The organism is Legionella stuttgartensis, assembly GCF_977063405.2.
In genome coordinates this window covers 161,786-178,234 of record NZ_CDRUHA020000022.1, presented here as the reverse complement: position 1 = coordinate 178,234, position 16,449 = coordinate 161,786, and the positions used below count along the sequence as shown (strand labels likewise).

Genomic DNA, 16,449 nt, shown 5'->3' with positions numbered 1-16,449 from the left:
AAGGAATCGTAATCGTATCGTTTGAACAAAAGGTGATGGAAACAGCAAGACTCGAGTTAAGTATAGCAAGATCAATTTAGCAATAAATCAATTGGAAGCATGGAGTGCTTCGACTATTGCTGAATGGTTAATGGATTATCATAACTTAAGGATAAGTGATGACACCACAACACGTAATAAGTCAGCTGCTTGAATCTGACGCACACCCATATGCTCAAAATCTTGATTTATTAAAAAAAATTATTATGACAGCCTATTTAGGCCGTTTAGAAATTAATGGTTCCCCCGCCGATAATAAAATTGCTTTTGGTAATTATCTATTTGATAACGAACAAATAATGTTCGATTTTACACGGGTAAGTGATGAGAAAAGAGTATTATTTAAACAATGGCTTTTGGAGCCTCATCAAAAAGAGAAAACTAAAGCATTTTTAAGTGGTGTAACAGTAAATGAGTATCGTGGTTTCACAGCTGAAGTTGCTTTAACCTGGTGGGGAAGAATAGTAAGCTGGTTTCAGGGACAATATTTAGAGCATTGGAAAATAAGTGATTTAGATTTATCACTAAAAAATATATCTCATTATCAATTGACTGGTATTCAAATGTGTCATGGTCATCATGGGACATTAATAGGTTTTAACCAATTTTTAGTCCCAGGGACTGGAACAAAATATAAAGATCCTGATGACTCCCAGCAAGAACCTTTAGGAAATACAAAACGAGTTTTTATTACCGATAAATTAGTCGATCAGCTTATCTCACTTAATATAAAAAATATTAATTTTGAATCAATATGTAAAAGCCCTCATCCGCAATCGATAGAAGTGTCTGATCCTCAAGAACGCCTAGATAAAATGCATGATTATCGAAAGATGCAGCGATATATGTCTTTAAAACCATGGTATGTTCGCATTTGGACTTGGTTGTTTCCCTGGATAAACGACGAAAAAGTTAAAAGTAAATCAATTAAAGAAAAACACGTAGTACCACTATATCAAACAAAAAAAGTAGAAGTATTTCGGTTTTTAAAATCACATGAAATTTTAGTAAGGGAAAGAAAACCCAATATTGAAAATATAGTTCTTTGCGGTGGTGGCGCAAAAATTTTTGCTCATATTGGTGTTTGGAAAGCACTAAACGAGGCAAAAATATATCCTGAAAAATTCGCCGGTAGCTCCGCAGGAGCTATTATGGCCTTAATGTGTTATTTAGGATATACAGCTGAGGAAATTGAAGCATTATTTAAACATTTCAAACATGAGCATTTAGTGCATTTTGATATAAATATCAATGGGATTTCCGAAGCTCATTCACTAAAGACTGCTCTAGATTATGCGATTGCCTATAAACTGGATCAAATTGTTTCTAAATATCAAATTCCATATCCCCAAGGCAAAATCACATTTGCAACCTTAGAAGAAATTCGGCAAAAATGCCCAGGGTGTGGAATTGGAAAAGAGTTGGTAGTTACAGCAACAAATAAACCCCAGGGAAAAACGCGTTATTTCTCTTATTTTCGCTCGCCAAATTTTGAGGTGAGTGAAGCGGTTAAAACATCCGCCAGTTTTCCTATAGTTTATAGATCAACGCTTATTGATGGTGAGGAACATAATGATGGCGGTATATTAAATAATTTTCCTACTGAGGCTTTTTTTGATGATCACTCCACATTTCTCGAATCAGAATATGGTAATAACTTAAAAGTATTAGCTGTTAAATTTGATGACGGCCCAGAAAGAAAGGCCATTGATCGTGTGATGGATAGAGTTTATAGAGAAAATGTGGTCTTAAATTGGATTTATAGATTATTAACTGGTGTTAGTGATCCAGCTAGTGGTTGGGAAAAAGATCGCTTGAAATTGAGAAAATACGCATGTCAATCCATTGTAATTAATGTTGATAATGTATCCACCTCATCATTTACCGTGGGGGAAGAAACCAGAAAACAAATGATTGATTCCGGTTATCAAGAGACAAATAACTATTTGAATATGCGTTATCATAAAAATGAGGATAACGAATATGAAAATGAAGAGTTTATGTACACAACATTTAGTTCTCTGGGTGAATTACTTTCCTATTGTTGTTATCGAGGTGATAGGCACTGGTTTGAAGTAGTGTACCGACTAATTGAAGAATCTAGTGCGCCTAATCAAAGTGAGTTAATGCAACAAGCGCAGGAATTGCGGAGACTTTATTTTAGTGCCACAACTTCTTCCCCAAAAACGCCTAAGCAAGATGATACTCAACTAACTTTTTTTGGTAATGAAATACCCCATGCCTCCTCATCGTCAAGTAGAAAAGACCATCACAAGATCCTCCTTGCGATATATCCTATTTTTTTAAAATTATCACAAGATTTAGTTAAGGACAGCTCTGATAAAAAGATTTTTGATTATGCACGTCATGCTTTTTCGTTAAAAGCTCCGTTTGAGTGTTTGAGTCATTTTGCAAAAATTCGTAATGAAACGCATGTCATTTTTCATATTGCAATCAATTTATTAAAAGAGCTTAAAAAAAATCCTAGTGAGAAAATATATGAAGCGATGAGTCGATTGTTAGATTTGCTTAATAGCAATAAAAATTTATATAAAGAGGAGTATTTTTCACGTTGGGATTTATCTTTCTCTCAATGTTCACGCATACTCGATTTATTGAGTAAGAATTCTGAAGTTAATCCACGAATGCTTCGTTCATTGAGCAGAAAATATGAGCCGATGCAAACAGTGATATCGGGTGTTTATTACGAGGATGATTATGGCGATTTAGAGTCTGATGAAACATTTTCCTTTAGTATGTAATATGTTTATTGAACTGTGGTATTTTATAAGGTAACTCGCAAATCAAAAAATAAAATGGAATAATTTTTTATTTATGAAAATACCAGGTCTTACGCTGCTGGAGTTACTAATAACGATGTCAGTGTTCATAGGTTTATCAATAATAGGGATTGGTTCATATACTTATTTTTTTAAAAAAAATGAACAGAAAACAATAATTGAGGAACTTCGAACGGCAATACAATATGCCAAGATGCAAGCGATTATTCTTGGTAATCCTGTACATCTTTCTCCGCTCGATGTGTCATCTAATTGGTCGAATGGCCTTGTTTTAAATTTTTTAAATAAAAAAACGAATCAAATGGAAGTGATTTATCAATGGCAATGGAACCATCCTCGCTGGGACTTGCATTGGGATGGAGCAAGTTCGACAAAGAGGATCAGCTTTTCAACTTATCCCGGACAAGCGATTAGCAATGGACGTTTTATTTTAATGAATCTAGATACCCATGAACAGGTGGTTATTGTTTTAAATCGACTGGGAAGAATAAGAGTTAGCAATAACTTGTCGCAGATGCGTTAATTTTGTAAGATCATGCCGAACTATATTTTGTAATAAGTAGCTAAAATACATGTCTATTAATACCCATTCTATTTTCAAAATAAATGCACAAAGTTCGGAGCAACTTACAGAGTGGCTTAATTATAACGCGTCCTTAACTGATAAACTGCAGCAAATTAAGGGTGAAGCACAGATTGAGCTTATTTCTCAATGTTGGACTAATACGGATTGGTGGGATAGAAACCTTTTACAAATTCAAGATAATTTGATCTTTCAGCGTGAAATCATGATGAAAAGTCATGATGTTGTTTATTGGTATGCACGTAGTATTATTCCTAAAAAATGTTATGAGCTTGATCCTAATTTTTTTAGACGTTTAGAAAATGAATCCATAAAAAACTTAATTTTTAATGAAGTTCGAGTGCATCGTGTTCAATGGACAAGCTATCCGGTGGATCAACAATGCTTGGAATATTATTGGGTTAAAAGGAATCTGCATTCAATTAATGGAATGCTTTGGGTTCGGCTAACCGAATTTTCTTTTCAACAGAAAGAATCATTTTATTTGGCTGAAATTATGTTACCTGAGCTTGAGAACATTAATTCATGAAGTGGAATGCATATTGGCGATTAATGCGTTTCGATAAGCCTGTGGGAATCCTGTTGCTTTGGTATCCGACAGCATGGGCTCTATGGTTGGCGAATAAAGGAATACCATCACTTAAACTGTTAATCTTTTTTTTATGTGGTACCGTACTTATGCGTGCAGCAGGCTGCGTGATCAATGATATTGCTGATCGAAATATCGATAAGCATGTTGCCCGCACGAAATTAAGACCGTTAACTGCTGGTGAAGTTAGTTTGCCTGAGTCTTTCCTTTTATTAATAATATTACTTTTAGTGGCATTATTTATATTAATTCAGCTTCCTCGAAATTGTTTTTATCTTGGATTGATTGCGTTATTTATTTCTCTATTATATCCCTTCTGTAAGCGCTTTCTCGACGCCCCCCAACTAGTCCTTGGTTTGGCATTTTCTATGGGGATACCTATGGCATATGTGGCATCCGATGGATATTTGAATAGTGAATGTTTCTTATTGTTTTTAATTAATTTTTCGTGGATTCTGACTTATGACACTATGTATGCCATGGCTGATAAAGCGGATGATTTACGAATTGGTGTGAAGTCTACGGCGATTTATTTTGCTAGCTATGATCGTATGATTATTGGTTTGTTACAAGGTTTATTTCATAGTTTGTGGTTATATTGGGCATTTATGAATCAAATCAATTTATTCTTTTATATTTTTTGGTTGATAGCGGGTGTTATCTTGATTTACCAACAAAAACTAATTAATAAAAGAGTTCCTCAAGATTGCTTCAAAGCCTTTATTGTGAGTACCTATTATGGGGCATTAATGTGGTTGGCTGTTGGCATTGGTTACTGAAATAGGGTTGGTTTTTCCCAACTGTCTTCCGTGCACAGCGAGGGAGCTCCAGTGATTATGCTAAAGAAGGGAGATCCTTCGTCGTAAGTTCCTCATTATAACGGGTCGAACTTAGGGATGACAATTAGGATTTAGGGTGACGAATTGTTATTTGAATAGCTTAATCCTAATGATGCTTATTTTCATCTGAGGTGTAATGCTATTTTGAGTTACCTGCGTTTATGTGAAATAAAGCGCAGGTCATTCATTTTAGATTTTAATAAATATCGCTTCCATTATCTGCAACAACTCGAGTATTTTTTCCATAAATTACAAGTATTTTTTGCTTGGTTTTCAGTTTGAGATCTTCTGCTTGTACCACAGAAATAATTCCCCCTGAATTTAATTTAATCACATATTCAACACCATGTGATTGGTTATAGCCATTGTCCTCAAAACTATTGCTTTTAGTTACATTGCTCGTATTTCGATGTAAATTCACAGGTCGTTTAGATATAATTGTACCCGGAATTACTTTTTTAATCTTGCCTACCTCATTTGAATCATATTCACCAGGAGGTAATGCTTTATTACAGCTAGCTAAAATAAGTCCAAAGACAAGTACTAAAATAGGTTTAAATAAGTTTTTTCGATTCATAGATACTTAAACTCCAGTAAGGAACACGATAAAGATAAGAGCCCCATACGAAATGCAACTTCGCGTGCTTATCTCTAAGCAAATAGGGATTATCGATGTCACGTACTAATTAATTTTGCGACCGTATGAAGTATAACTGAGAATTAATTTATTTTTAACAGTTCTTCTAATAAACTGCTGGCGCCTATGCGAAACCAGCTTTTATTAATATGTTTGCCCATCATTAACTCTGCGAGTGTTGCATAATTATGTGCTTGCTGTGGTGTCCTTATGCCACCCGAAATCTTAATACCGCAGGATTTCCCGCCATCTCGAATCGCACTTAACATGGCAAATGCTGCAGATAAGGATGCACCTGCGGATATTTTCCCTGTTGATGTTTTAAGATAATCGCAGCCCGACTCGACTAACTCTTTACTCACATGGTAAATAGTTGTGATGTCAGGAAAGGCGCCCGTTTCTAAAATAATTTTTAGCATAAGCTTATGTTGCTTACAAAATTGGGCAATAAAATTGCATTGATTTAACGCGAGTTGTTTTTGCCCTTGAAGATACATGTGGTAAGGAAATACATAGTCAATTTCTGTAGCTCCTAACTCCATTGCCTTTGCTATAGATTCAAGTGAACTGGTTAGTTCTTCACTTCCATGAGGAAAGTTAATCACTGTAGCTAAATCAATCACATTTTGTGAAGAAAATTGATCAAGATGCTGTATGTAAACGCAGAGCGCAGCAACTTGATTGTGATTTGCGTTGTGTTTTAATTGTAATAATGTTTCAGAATGTGCATGTTCATCCAATAAAGTAAGATCAATGGAGTGAATAAGTTGCTTGCCAGGGATGATTCTTTTAGAATTACTACCAAGCAACGTCTCCATGACCTCATTAAAATGGGTCTCTAAAGTCACTTTATACTCGCAATATATTGTTTCAGAATTAAATTCAATTTTTCCGCAGCACTTTCTGCCATTGCAACTACAGATTCATGACTGTGTGCTGTTTTTGAAAGGCCAGTTGCGTAGTTAGTAATCATAGCAATAACTGCTACGTGCATCCCACAGTGATTTGCAACTAAGACTTCTGGTACTGTAGACATGCCTACAGCATCAGCCCCCCAAACTTTAAATGCTCTGATTTCGGCAGCTGTTTCGTAATGAGGGCCTAAAACCGAAATGTAAACTCCTTCGGTAAGCTTAATTGAGTTTTTTGCTCCAGTAGATAATAAGTCAAAACGCATTTGTTTGTCATAAGCATTATCTAATGGATAAAATCTTGGGCCAAACTCATCATCGTTAGGGCCAATCAAAGGATTGCTGGGTTGTAAATTGATATGATCCGAGATAAGCATTAATTCTCCGGGCCCAACATCTTCTCTTAATGAGCCTGAAGCATTTGTGGCAATGAAATAATCGCATCCTAATAGTTTTAAAGTACGAATATAGGTTTTAACTGCTTCATAATTCTCGGAACCTTCGTACGTATGAGCGCGACCTTGTAAGCAAACAACACCCACATTATTCAAATATCCAAAAATTAAATTACCACCATGTCCTTGTACGGTAATCTTAGGAAATCCTGGTAATTCTTCATAACTGATTCGTACAGAATCGTGTAACTCATCAGCAAATTTCCCTAATCCTGATCCTAAAACCACACCAATTCTTGGTTTAAATGAAGGATATAGTTTTTTGATATAGTTTGCTGCTAAATGGGCATAGCTCTGCTTTTGTGCAGTATCTGTCATACAAATTTTCCTATTAATTAAGGGTTAACATCAAAATTAAAAGCCAATGGTAGGAGTTCATTTATCTTTAAGCTACGTAATATTGAATCTTTATTACATAGATGGATCAGAGTATCTGCTGTGGAGAATTCATGGATCCTTTGCCTGCATGCACCACAAGGTGAACACAATAAATTTGTTCCCGCAAGGATGACCATACTTTTAATATGTTGTTCCCCTGCAGAAACCATTGCAGAAATTGCTGATGTTTCAGCACATACAGCTAAGCTATAAGAGCCGTTCTCGACATTGACGCCGGTATATAAATTATCTTTATCGGTGCATATACAACAAGCCACGCTAAACTTGGAATAGGGCGAGTACGAATGAGCGAGCGCCTTATGTGCATTTGAAATCATTTTCGTAATTATCTGATCCATTATAAATCTCAATTAAAACTGGCAGTCTATAAGTATAAAAGAGTATTGTCTTTAAGACTATCTTCTTCTTTATGTTCTTGGACCTTAACAGTTGATTTAGTTGGTTCAGGGGATTTTTGCTTGGGATTAGAGAAAAAGCCGCTGAAGCAACTGGGTTCTGGTTCGGGTGACTTAGAGTTAGAGTGTTCCTCGGAAACTGAGGGGCCTAATGTTTCAGTCATTTCATAATAACTATTAGCATGGTCTGGTTCATGTTGTCCGAAATTGCAATTTAACCAGAATTCAAATGCTAATGCACCCAGTCCCACACAAATGAGCAGTGAAAAAATAGTAATAGGTATTGCTGCCGGCGGAAATAAAAATATGAAAGTAGCTGCAGTCGCAGCTACTAAGCTTATGACTGTTGATGTTTTAGCGTATGATAAATAAGCGCTTTGTCGTGTCGAAGAAAAATTTTCATCGGGAGGGGGATTTTTTAATTTATGATACTCACCAATTGACCATAATATATTACCAAGAAGAAATAGCCATGCTGCAGGAGGAAATAAGGCCGGTACAAAAATAGCAGCGACACTTATTATTGTTGCTGTGAACCCTATAATTGAAGAATAAAGGAATTGCTCTTTAATTTGTGCAAAACCATACCATTTGCGATAGTGTTCTGGGTGATCTGGATGAAGATGGCACGCTGTAAACCAACACAGATAGGCTAATGAATAAATGCCCAGTGAAAGAAATCGAAATATTGCTGCTGCGAGTGGAAAAGGGATATACTGGAGTTTTGAAAGCAAAAAGCCAGCAAAGAAAAAGATGCCACTTGCTCTATCTAATTTCTGGGCTATGGTCATATAAAAGTAATCCTGGAGATTTTTTTAACCCTGCAAATTGTACCTTAATTAAACAGAAAAAAATAGTTTATTTCATCTGTTTAAGAATATAAAAGTTAATAAAAAAGAAGTATCAATCAATTATTTACTTTCATATCATATGCTTATGTATTATCCATAACTAAATTTGGTTCAGATAGTTCGGCATTGATCTCCGGAGTTGAATGAAGAATAACCCGCACAAGCAGTCCTCCATCAGGGTTATTTAGAGCCATAATTTCACCATGATGTAATTGAATGGCACGAGCGGCGATGGCTAATCCTAATCCATATCCACCTGTTTTTTTTGTTCTTGACGTATCAACACGATAAAATGGACTAAATATCCTACCTAGCTGATCTTTAGGTACACCAGGACCTTTATCTTTAATATCAATATAGATATGTTCTTTAGTTTCATCATGTTTTAATGAAACAATCACTTGTTCTGTGGCTGGCGAATAATGGAGTGCATTTCGAACTACATTTTCTATTGCTCTATGAATTAATCGTTCATCAATGAGCAAGAAACATGGTTCAATTACACCCGCGTTGACTCGAGGTGTTTCTTCACCAACTTCATAATTGGCATCTCTAATGATATTGAATAAAAGAGTTGAAAGCTCAACATTAGTTAAATTGAGATCAGTTGTTGATTTCTCCAAACGAGCAAAATCCAGTACCTCAGTGATTAAAGCATTTAACCTAGAACATTCGAGTTCCATACGATTAAACTCTGTATCTGCTAGACCGTGTGTTTTATTACGTCCTAATTCTATTGCAATTTGCAGTCGAGCAAGAGGTGAGCGTAACTCATGTGAAATATCTTGTAACAATCGCTCTTTGGAGTTGATTAGGGTTTCTAGCTGTTCTGCCATACGATCAAACTCATGGCTCAATTGAGCTATTTCATCATTATAATGCCCTCTTAGATGTCCAACACGCGTATTTAATTTCCCAGTAGCAATTGATTTAGCGGCCATTCCCAACGATCGTAATGGCTGGGTTAAGTAGCGGGATAATAAATAACAAATAAGACCACTGATAAATATTGCCAAAATGAGACGAATGGCAAGACCAGCCCATGGAACATCAACAAAATGAGAGATTGGCTTTTCACTTACAGCTGCAAGTCGGTAAAATTTTCCTGAAGTGGATAAAATTTCATGACTTACGATAAGTTTGCCTGATTTTAAAATACCTTCACTTAGTTGATCTTGTAGTAAGTTTTCTGCAACTTCTTTTACGTTTTCTGGCGCTGCTTGCGTGCCAATAATTTCACCGGTGCTGGATAATAAATAAATTGACATATGGCGTGAAATACCAATTTTATTTAACCATTTTAATAATGCAGTTTGTCGACCTGATTCGTAGGTTGCAACGGCCGCATTTGCATAGCTATCCATAAATAGCTGTTCTTGGGCAGGTAATGATGATTTTTGTACGATGTGACTGATAACCCAGGCTGTGGTAAAAATAATAAGTATTGTGGCGAGCCAAAATGAAATAAAAATTTTCCAATACAAACTACGCATTAAACATGTATCCAAATCCACGAACAGTTTTAACTATAGGTTCACCTTGAGGGTTATCTCCTAACTTGTTTCTTAGATTACTGATATGAACATCGATACTACGATCATATGCAGTGTATTTTCTGCCTAGAGCATATTCAGTAAGCTCTTCCTTAGAAAATGCTTGTCCTGGTGATTTTATAAGCATTTCTAAAATATTGAATTCAGCATTAGTCAGTTCAAGATAGTTTCCGCCCATAGTTACATGACGTTTGGAGCAGTCAACAACTATATCATGTTGCTCAATGATAGGTCTTGATGTGGGTATCTTTTGAGTACGCCTCAAAATAGCACGTAAACGAGCTACTAATTCGCGAGGATTGCATGGTTTAGGCAGATAATCATCGGCACCGATCTCAAGACCCACGATCCTATCGATATCATCTCCACGAGCAGTTAGCATGAGGACAGGTGTTTCCAAATGTTCACGAATCGCTTTTAATACCTCAAAACCATTCAGTTTTGGTAACATGACATCAAGAATAATTGCATCGAAAGTCTGATTTAAGGCTTTTTTTACTCCACTTTCACCGTCATGGACACAGACAGCATTGAATCCCTCGGGGTCCAAATATTGGGCTAATAAATCAGTTAGCTCTATATCGTCATCAATTATGAGAATATTACCATTCATACTTCATTATGCCTTGCGTTTATCAATACATTCCATTAATTTGATCCTTCGAGCATCTGCGTTAATAATTTTAAACTCAAAAGAATCAATCGTAATCGTTTCCCCTCGTGAAGGTAAATGACCAAAACTATTCATTACAATCCCGCCTATTGTATCATAAATTTCATCACTAAAATCTGCTTTAAGTTGTTCATTAAATTCATCAATAGGCATATGGGCCTTAACAATATAGTGTCCATCTTCATGCGCCTTGAGGTAGGCATCTTCATCGATATCGAACTCGTCTTCAATATCTCCAATTATCTGTTCGATAATATCTTCAATAGTCACAAAACCAGAAACTTCACCATATTCATCCACTACTATCGCCATATGATTTTTGTTGCTGCGAAATTCACTGAGTAAGCTATCTAAACGTCTACTTTCAGGAACAAACGTCGTCTGACGACAAATATCAAGTAAGTCAAATGAGTCGAGATTAGCAGATTGATAGCGTAATAAATCTTTTGCGTGTAATACCCCAATGATTTCATCTGAATCGGCAGTAATCACTGGAAATCTTGAATGCCCAGTTTGGGTGACTGTTTGTATAATGTCGCAAAATTGCTCATCTTGTTTAATACAAACCATCTGATTTTTGGGCAGCATAATATCTCGTACACGCATTTTGGAGAATGAAATAGCTCCCTCTATCATTGCCAACGTTTCAGCACTAATTAGAGAGCGAATTTGTGCGTCTCTTAATAAACTAACAAGTTCCTCTTGATTTTGTGGTTCTCCTTGTAAAAACTGCTTAAAACGAGCAAACCACGTACTGTTATCTTCCTCTTTATTCAAGTTCATTACCCTCTGCGTCGTAAGGATTTGGAAACCCAAGCTCAGCTAATAATTTAATTTCAATAGCTTGCATTACGGCTGCGTCATCATCCTTAATATGATCATAGCCTAATAAATGCAATATTCCATGAATCAAAATCAATGCCCAATGGGATTCTAAAGTTTTTTTAAGTTGCTGACTTTCTTCTAATAAAACTGTCGGGCAAATTATGACATCACCTAATAAGGGGCATTCCAATTGTATTTCCACAGGTAACGAACTGGGAAATGCCAATACATTGGTGGTTTTATTTTGCTTTCTGTATGTATTATTTAAATGAATCATCTCTTCTGGAGTAACCAGGCGAACAGTGAGCTCAGCTTCTTTTTGATAATCTCTTAAAGCCAGTGATGCCAAGTGGATTATTTCATCCTCGCTCACAGGTAGTGATTCATCAGTTGCGTTTTGGATATCGATATAATAAGTCATTTATTTTTTCCTGTTGATGCATGATCATAGCAGTCAACAATTTTAGATACTAACGGATGTCGTACCACTTCACGACTTGTGAACGTATGAATACTAATTTCCGGTATTTTTTTGAATAATCCTACTGCATGCGCAAGTCCGGAATCAATACCTTTTGGTAAATCAACTTGTGTCATATCTCCAGTTACGACAGCTTTTGAACCGAAACCAATACGTGTTAAGAACATTTTCATTTGCATAATTGTTGTATTTTGTGCCTCATCAAGGATGATAAATGATTCGTTTAAAGTTCTACCGCGCATGAATGCTAAAGGTAAAACCTCGATAATATCGGTTTGAATCAGTTTTTGTGTTTCTTTAAAACCTATCATTTCATATAGAGCGTCATAAATAGGTCTTAGATAAGGTAGTACTTTTTCTACTAAATCTCCTGGAAGAAATCCTAATTTTTCGCCTGCTTCGACTGCTGGTCTTACAAAAATCAATCTTTGTACTTCACCTTTTTCAAAACATTGTATGGCTTTAGAAACCGCTAAATAAGTTTTCCCAGTTCCCGCAGGGCCAACAGCAAAGGTTATATCAAAGCGGTCAAGTGCATCGAGAAAGTCAGCTTGTTTATTATTTCGGGCGGCAATTGATTTTCTGCATAATTTAACATGATGAACATTATGGATCATTATCTTTTGGTTTTCCTTAAAAGTAATATACTATGAGTATAGTATTTATTATATTTTTTAGCTGTGTAATGTTTAGGCTCACAAGAATAGTTCAGAACGCTCATCTTCTGCAAGATTTATGCTACAATCATTCTTTTTTGATATAACATTCATTCATGATTGATCTTCACTGTCATAGCATTTTTTCTGATGGAAGCTTAAGTCCAAAAGAAATAATACAAAGAGCGCAAAGTAAACAGATTCAGTGTTTATCACTAACAGATCATGATACAGTCGCAGGTTACCCTGAATTATTGCAAGCGGCTTCTAACACCTCGATTAAAATAATAAATGGTATAGAGTTTAGTGTCCGATGGAAAAAACATGAATTACATATTCTAGGTTATCAAATTAATCATACCGCAGATTTCCTTGAGCTGATTCAACGACAAAATCAAAATAGAATAGAGCGTGCACAACAAATTGGAACAGCATTAGGTTTGCTTGGTATTTCGGACGCTTATTCAAAGGCTTGTGAGTTGGCGGGCCATCAGAGAGTGGGCAGACCTCATTTTGCACAACTTCTTGTAAATGAAGGAAAAGTTCAAGACCCAGCTACTGCATTTAAGCGTTTTTTGGGGAGAGGTAAGGGAGCCTATGTTCCTACCCCTTGGATTAGCATCCATGAGGCTGTCGAGGGCATTAATGCTGCTGGTGGTCAGGCAGTAATTGCTCATCCACTTAAATACGGATTGACGCGTTCTAAATTGCATGAGTTAATTAATGAATTTAAAGAAGCTGGTGGCGTAGGAATAGAAGTGGTTTCAGGCGAGATGACTGTAACTGAAGTAAATGAAATGGCGGCGATATGTCTTCGGTTTCATTTATTAGCTTCTTCTGGTTCAGATTATCATAGTGATATTGCTTCGCGAGTAAAGCTTGGTGGTCAGAAGCAACTACCAGTAAACTGTACACCTATTTGGCATGAATGGAACATTTAACAGGGGACTTTATGAGTCAGTTTTTTGCATTACATCCTGATAATCCACAGGCTCGCTTATTGAGAAAGGCGGTGAATATTATTGAGGAAGGTGGATTAATTGTTTATCCTACTGACTCAGGCTACGCATTGGGTTGTAGTTTAGGAAATAAGGCGGCACTTGAACGCATTAGAAAACTACGCCAATTGGATAAAAATCATAACATGACTTTAGTATGTCGTGATTTATCTCAGCTTGGTACTTATGCCCGTGTATCCAATCCCATATTCAGATTATTGAAGGCGTTTACGCCAGGCTCCTACACTTTTATTCTTAATGCAACACATGAGGTTCCTCGTTTAATGTTGCATCCAAAAAGAAAAACTCTGGGATTACGTGTTCCTGATAATATGATTACACTTGCACTATTGGAGTGTCTGGAAGCCCCATTAATGAGTACTACATTAATTCTTCCGGGTGCAAAAGCCCCATTGAGTGAACCTGAAGCGATTTACGATCTGTTAGGACATCAGATCGATTTAGTTATTGATGGTGGCAATTGTGGACAAGAACCAACAACGGTAGTTGATTTGACTGGTGATTATCCAGTGATAATTAGGGAGGGTAAGGGTGATCCCGAACCTTTTAAGTAATAATTAATATTTATAAAGAGGATATTGATGTCAGCATTATTTAGTTCCAATAAACGAGTTGTTTCTGGAATGCGTGTCAGTGGAAGATTACATCTTGGACACTATCATGGTGTAATAAAAAATTGGATTAAATTACAACATCAATATGATTGCTTCTTTTTTGCAGCCGATTGGCATGGCTTAACCACACAATATGATGAGCCAGGTTTTATAGAGAGACATTTGTGGGATATGATTGTGGATTGGCTGGCTTGTGGAGTAAATCCTGGGTTATCCCGAATATTTATTCAATCATGGGTTCCAGAGCATGCGGAATTGCACTTACTTTTATCTATGATTACTCCGTTGGGGTGGTTGGAACGAGTACCGAGTTTTAAAGATCAGCAAGAAAAATTAAAGGAAAAAGACCTATCAACATATGGGTTTCTAGGTTATCCCTTATTACAAAGTGCTGATGTTCTCATCTATCATGCTGATTATGTTCCTGTTGGCGAAGATCAGGTGTCACATATTGAACTTACAAGAGAAATTGCGCGTCGGTTTAATCATATTTATGGTAAAGAACCTAATTTTGAAGAGTTAGCTGCCGAAGCAATTAAAAAAATGGGAAAAAAGAACGGTAAGTTTTACAGTGAGTTGCGTCGGCAATTTCAGGAACATGGAAATCATGAGGCAATTAAAACAGCGCAAGCACTGTTAGAAGATCAATCTAGTTTGTCTATTGGTGATAAAGAGCGTCTCCTAGGTTACTTAGAAGGTAGTGGTAAAATTATTCTACCAGAACCTCATCCACTACTTACTGAAACTGCCAAAATGCCTGGCATTGATGGGCAAAAAATGTCTAAATCTTATCATAATACAATTATGCTAAGAGAGCCTCCTGAACAAGTTGAGAAAAAGATATTAACTATGCCAACAGATCCCGCACGTATCAAACGAACAGATCCTGGTGAGCCAGAAAAATGTCCCGTTTGGCAGTTTCATAAAATTTACTCAAACAATGAAGTTAAAGATTGGGTTCAAAAAGGCTGTCGTTCAGCTGGGATTGGTTGTGTTGAATGCAAGCGGCCGGTTGTTGATGCAATTAATAAAGAATTACAACCCATCCAGGAAGCAATTACTGAATATGAATCTGATTTGAGTTCAGTAAAGCGAATTGTTTCTGAAGGAAGTGAGGCAGCGCGGGAAGTAGCTTGTAAAAATTTGAGTACTGTACGAGAAGTTATGGGACTCGATTATTGATGCTTCGACGTTATATAGGTACTTTTGAAAAAATCCTGGACGAATATATTGGCGTTCAGGTTTCACTTTACTCCACCCACTTTAAAATTACAGATTTATGTCGATCTTTGAAGGTGTCTGTGAGGAGCCTAATAAACAATGAGTTATTAGCATGGATATTGAATTAGAAAGCAAACCAGAAGTAAAAGCAATTATTGATGGTAAGGAGCTTACGGAGCTCCCAGATGATTTGTTTATTCCTCCTGATGCACTTGAGGTTCTGTTAGATTCTTTTAGTGGACCTCTAGACTTGCTTTTATATCTTATTCGCAAACAAAATATCGATATATTGGATATTCCGATTGTTAGTATCACGAAGCAATATTTGCATTACATTCAATTGATGGAATGCAGACGATTGGAATTAGCTGCTGATTATTTATTGATGGCTGCAATGCTTGCAGAAATTAAGTCACGGCTATTACTTCCTGCTCCTCCTGCTAGTGGCGAAGAGGAGGAAGAAGATCCTCGCATGAGTTTAGTACGAAAACTACAAGCCTATGAACAAATAAAAATTGCTGCGGAATTGCTTGATGCTCTTCCGCGACAAGAGCGAGATCATTTACCAATTCAAATAGTTCCTTCTGAGCTTGAGCGAATAATAGTTCATCCAGAGGTACAGTTGGTCGATTTAATTGAGGCAATGAAATCGTTATTGCAAAGAGAAGAGCAGACAAGTCATCATCAAGTCTCACGTGAAGCGCTATCCGTTCGTGAGCGAATGAGCCACGTATTGTCACTGCTCCAAGAACACAATGTTTTGGAGTTTAGTCAATTGTTCTCAATCGAGGAGGGACGAATTGGTTTGGTTGTTTCTCTGCTTGCTATTTTAGAGTTAGCAAGACAATCACTCATTGTGATTACGCAAAATGAAGCATTTTCTCCAATACATTTACAGGCAGCATAAA

18 protein-coding genes are annotated in these 16,449 nt (G+C 36.5%); 8 read left to right on the top strand and 10 right to left on the bottom strand.

Annotated features, from left to right (window positions below):
• The first annotated feature begins 158 nt into the window (after positions 1-158).
• From vpdC to ubiA, 4 genes are all read left to right on the top strand, one after another.
• Entirely contained in the window at positions 159-2,801 is a 2,643-nt protein-coding gene (gene vpdC / locus ACWTEW_RS06410) for a Dot/Icm T4SS effector VpdC (RefSeq protein WP_454780885.1), read from the top strand.
• Between the two features lie 73 nt (positions 2,802-2,874).
• Positions 2,875-3,363, top strand: a complete 489-nt coding sequence (locus ACWTEW_RS06405) for a GspH/FimT family pseudopilin (RefSeq protein WP_454780884.1) — start codon at positions 2,875-2,877, stop codon at positions 3,361-3,363.
• A gap of 49 nt (positions 3,364-3,412) precedes the next feature.
• Positions 3,413-3,952: a chorismate--pyruvate lyase family protein gene (locus tag ACWTEW_RS06400; protein WP_454780883.1), complete on the top strand. Its 540-nt coding sequence runs from the start codon at positions 3,413-3,415 to the stop codon at positions 3,950-3,952.
• A complete protein-coding gene (gene ubiA / locus ACWTEW_RS06395; protein ID WP_454780882.1) occupies positions 3,949-4,791 on the top strand; it encodes a 4-hydroxybenzoate octaprenyltransferase in 843 nt (280 codons plus the stop codon). The genes ACWTEW_RS06400 and ubiA overlap by 4 nt, the downstream gene beginning before the upstream one ends.
• Positions 4,792-5,047: 256 nt before the next feature.
• Here the strand turns inward: ubiA and ACWTEW_RS06390 are convergent, their stop codons facing one another.
• From ACWTEW_RS06390 to ACWTEW_RS06345, 10 genes are all read right to left on the bottom strand, one after another.
• Positions 5,048-5,428 carry a hypothetical protein gene (locus ACWTEW_RS06390; RefSeq protein ID WP_454780881.1) on the bottom strand — a complete coding sequence of 127 codons (381 nt, stop codon included), beginning with the start codon at positions 5,426-5,428 and terminating at the stop codon, positions 5,048-5,050.
• A gap of 143 nt (positions 5,429-5,571) precedes the next feature.
• On the bottom strand, positions 5,572-6,336 hold the full coding sequence (gene deoC / locus ACWTEW_RS06385; protein ID WP_454780880.1) for a deoxyribose-phosphate aldolase: 765 nt from the start codon (positions 6,334-6,336) through the stop codon (positions 5,572-5,574).
• On the bottom strand, positions 6,333-7,172 hold the full coding sequence (locus tag ACWTEW_RS06380) for a purine-nucleoside phosphorylase (RefSeq protein WP_454780879.1): 840 nt from the start codon (positions 7,170-7,172) through the stop codon (positions 6,333-6,335). Before ACWTEW_RS06380 ends, deoC begins: the two co-directional genes overlap by 4 nt.
• Before the next feature lie 17 nt (positions 7,173-7,189).
• Positions 7,190-7,591: a cytidine deaminase gene (gene cdd / locus ACWTEW_RS06375; protein ID WP_454780878.1), complete on the bottom strand. Its 402-nt coding sequence runs from the start codon at positions 7,589-7,591 to the stop codon at positions 7,190-7,192.
• A gap of 26 nt (positions 7,592-7,617) precedes the next feature.
• Entirely contained in the window at positions 7,618-8,439 is an 822-nt protein-coding gene (locus ACWTEW_RS06370; RefSeq protein ID WP_454780877.1) for a hypothetical protein, read from the bottom strand.
• 143 nt (positions 8,440-8,582) lie between these two features.
• Complete coding sequence (gene cpxA, locus ACWTEW_RS06365; protein ID WP_454780876.1) at positions 8,583-9,992, bottom strand: two-component system sensor histidine kinase CpxA; 1,410 nt, start codon at positions 9,990-9,992, stop codon at positions 8,583-8,585.
• Positions 9,985-10,665, bottom strand: coding sequence for a two-component system response regulator CpxR (gene cpxR / locus ACWTEW_RS06360; protein WP_454780875.1), 681 nt, complete (start codon positions 10,663-10,665; stop codon positions 9,985-9,987). Before cpxR ends, cpxA begins: the two co-directional genes overlap by 8 nt.
• Before the next feature lie 6 nt (positions 10,666-10,671).
• Entirely contained in the window at positions 10,672-11,508 is an 837-nt protein-coding gene (locus tag ACWTEW_RS06355; RefSeq protein ID WP_454780874.1) for an HlyC/CorC family transporter, read from the bottom strand.
• Positions 11,495-11,971, bottom strand: a complete 477-nt coding sequence (gene ybeY / locus ACWTEW_RS06350; protein WP_454780873.1) for an rRNA maturation RNase YbeY — start codon at positions 11,969-11,971, stop codon at positions 11,495-11,497. Before ybeY ends, ACWTEW_RS06355 begins: the two co-directional genes overlap by 14 nt.
• The gene (locus tag ACWTEW_RS06345; protein ID WP_454780872.1) at positions 11,968-12,648 is read right to left on the bottom strand and encodes a PhoH family protein; all 681 of its coding nucleotides are present in this window, start codon (positions 12,646-12,648) and stop codon (positions 11,968-11,970) included. Before ACWTEW_RS06345 ends, ybeY begins: the two co-directional genes overlap by 4 nt.
• A gap of 155 nt (positions 12,649-12,803) precedes the next feature.
• Between ACWTEW_RS06345 and ACWTEW_RS06340 the strand changes: the two genes are divergently transcribed.
• The 4 genes from ACWTEW_RS06340 (at position 12,804) to ACWTEW_RS06325 (ending at position 16,448) form a co-directional block, all read left to right on the top strand.
• Positions 12,804-13,628: a PHP domain-containing protein gene (locus tag ACWTEW_RS06340; RefSeq protein ID WP_454780871.1), complete on the top strand. Its 825-nt coding sequence runs from the start codon at positions 12,804-12,806 to the stop codon at positions 13,626-13,628.
• An 11-nt stretch (positions 13,629-13,639) separates the two neighbouring features.
• A complete protein-coding gene (locus tag ACWTEW_RS06335) occupies positions 13,640-14,260 on the top strand; it encodes an L-threonylcarbamoyladenylate synthase (protein WP_454780870.1) in 621 nt (206 codons plus the stop codon).
• Between the two features lie 27 nt (positions 14,261-14,287).
• Positions 14,288-15,502: a tryptophan--tRNA ligase gene (locus tag ACWTEW_RS06330; RefSeq protein WP_454780869.1), complete on the top strand. Its 1,215-nt coding sequence runs from the start codon at positions 14,288-14,290 to the stop codon at positions 15,500-15,502.
• 151 nt (positions 15,503-15,653) lie between these two features.
• Positions 15,654-16,448 (top strand): segregation and condensation protein A, encoded by a 795-nt coding sequence (locus ACWTEW_RS06325; RefSeq protein WP_454780868.1) that lies wholly within the window; start codon positions 15,654-15,656, stop codon positions 16,446-16,448.
• Position 16,449 lies beyond the last annotated feature (1 nt).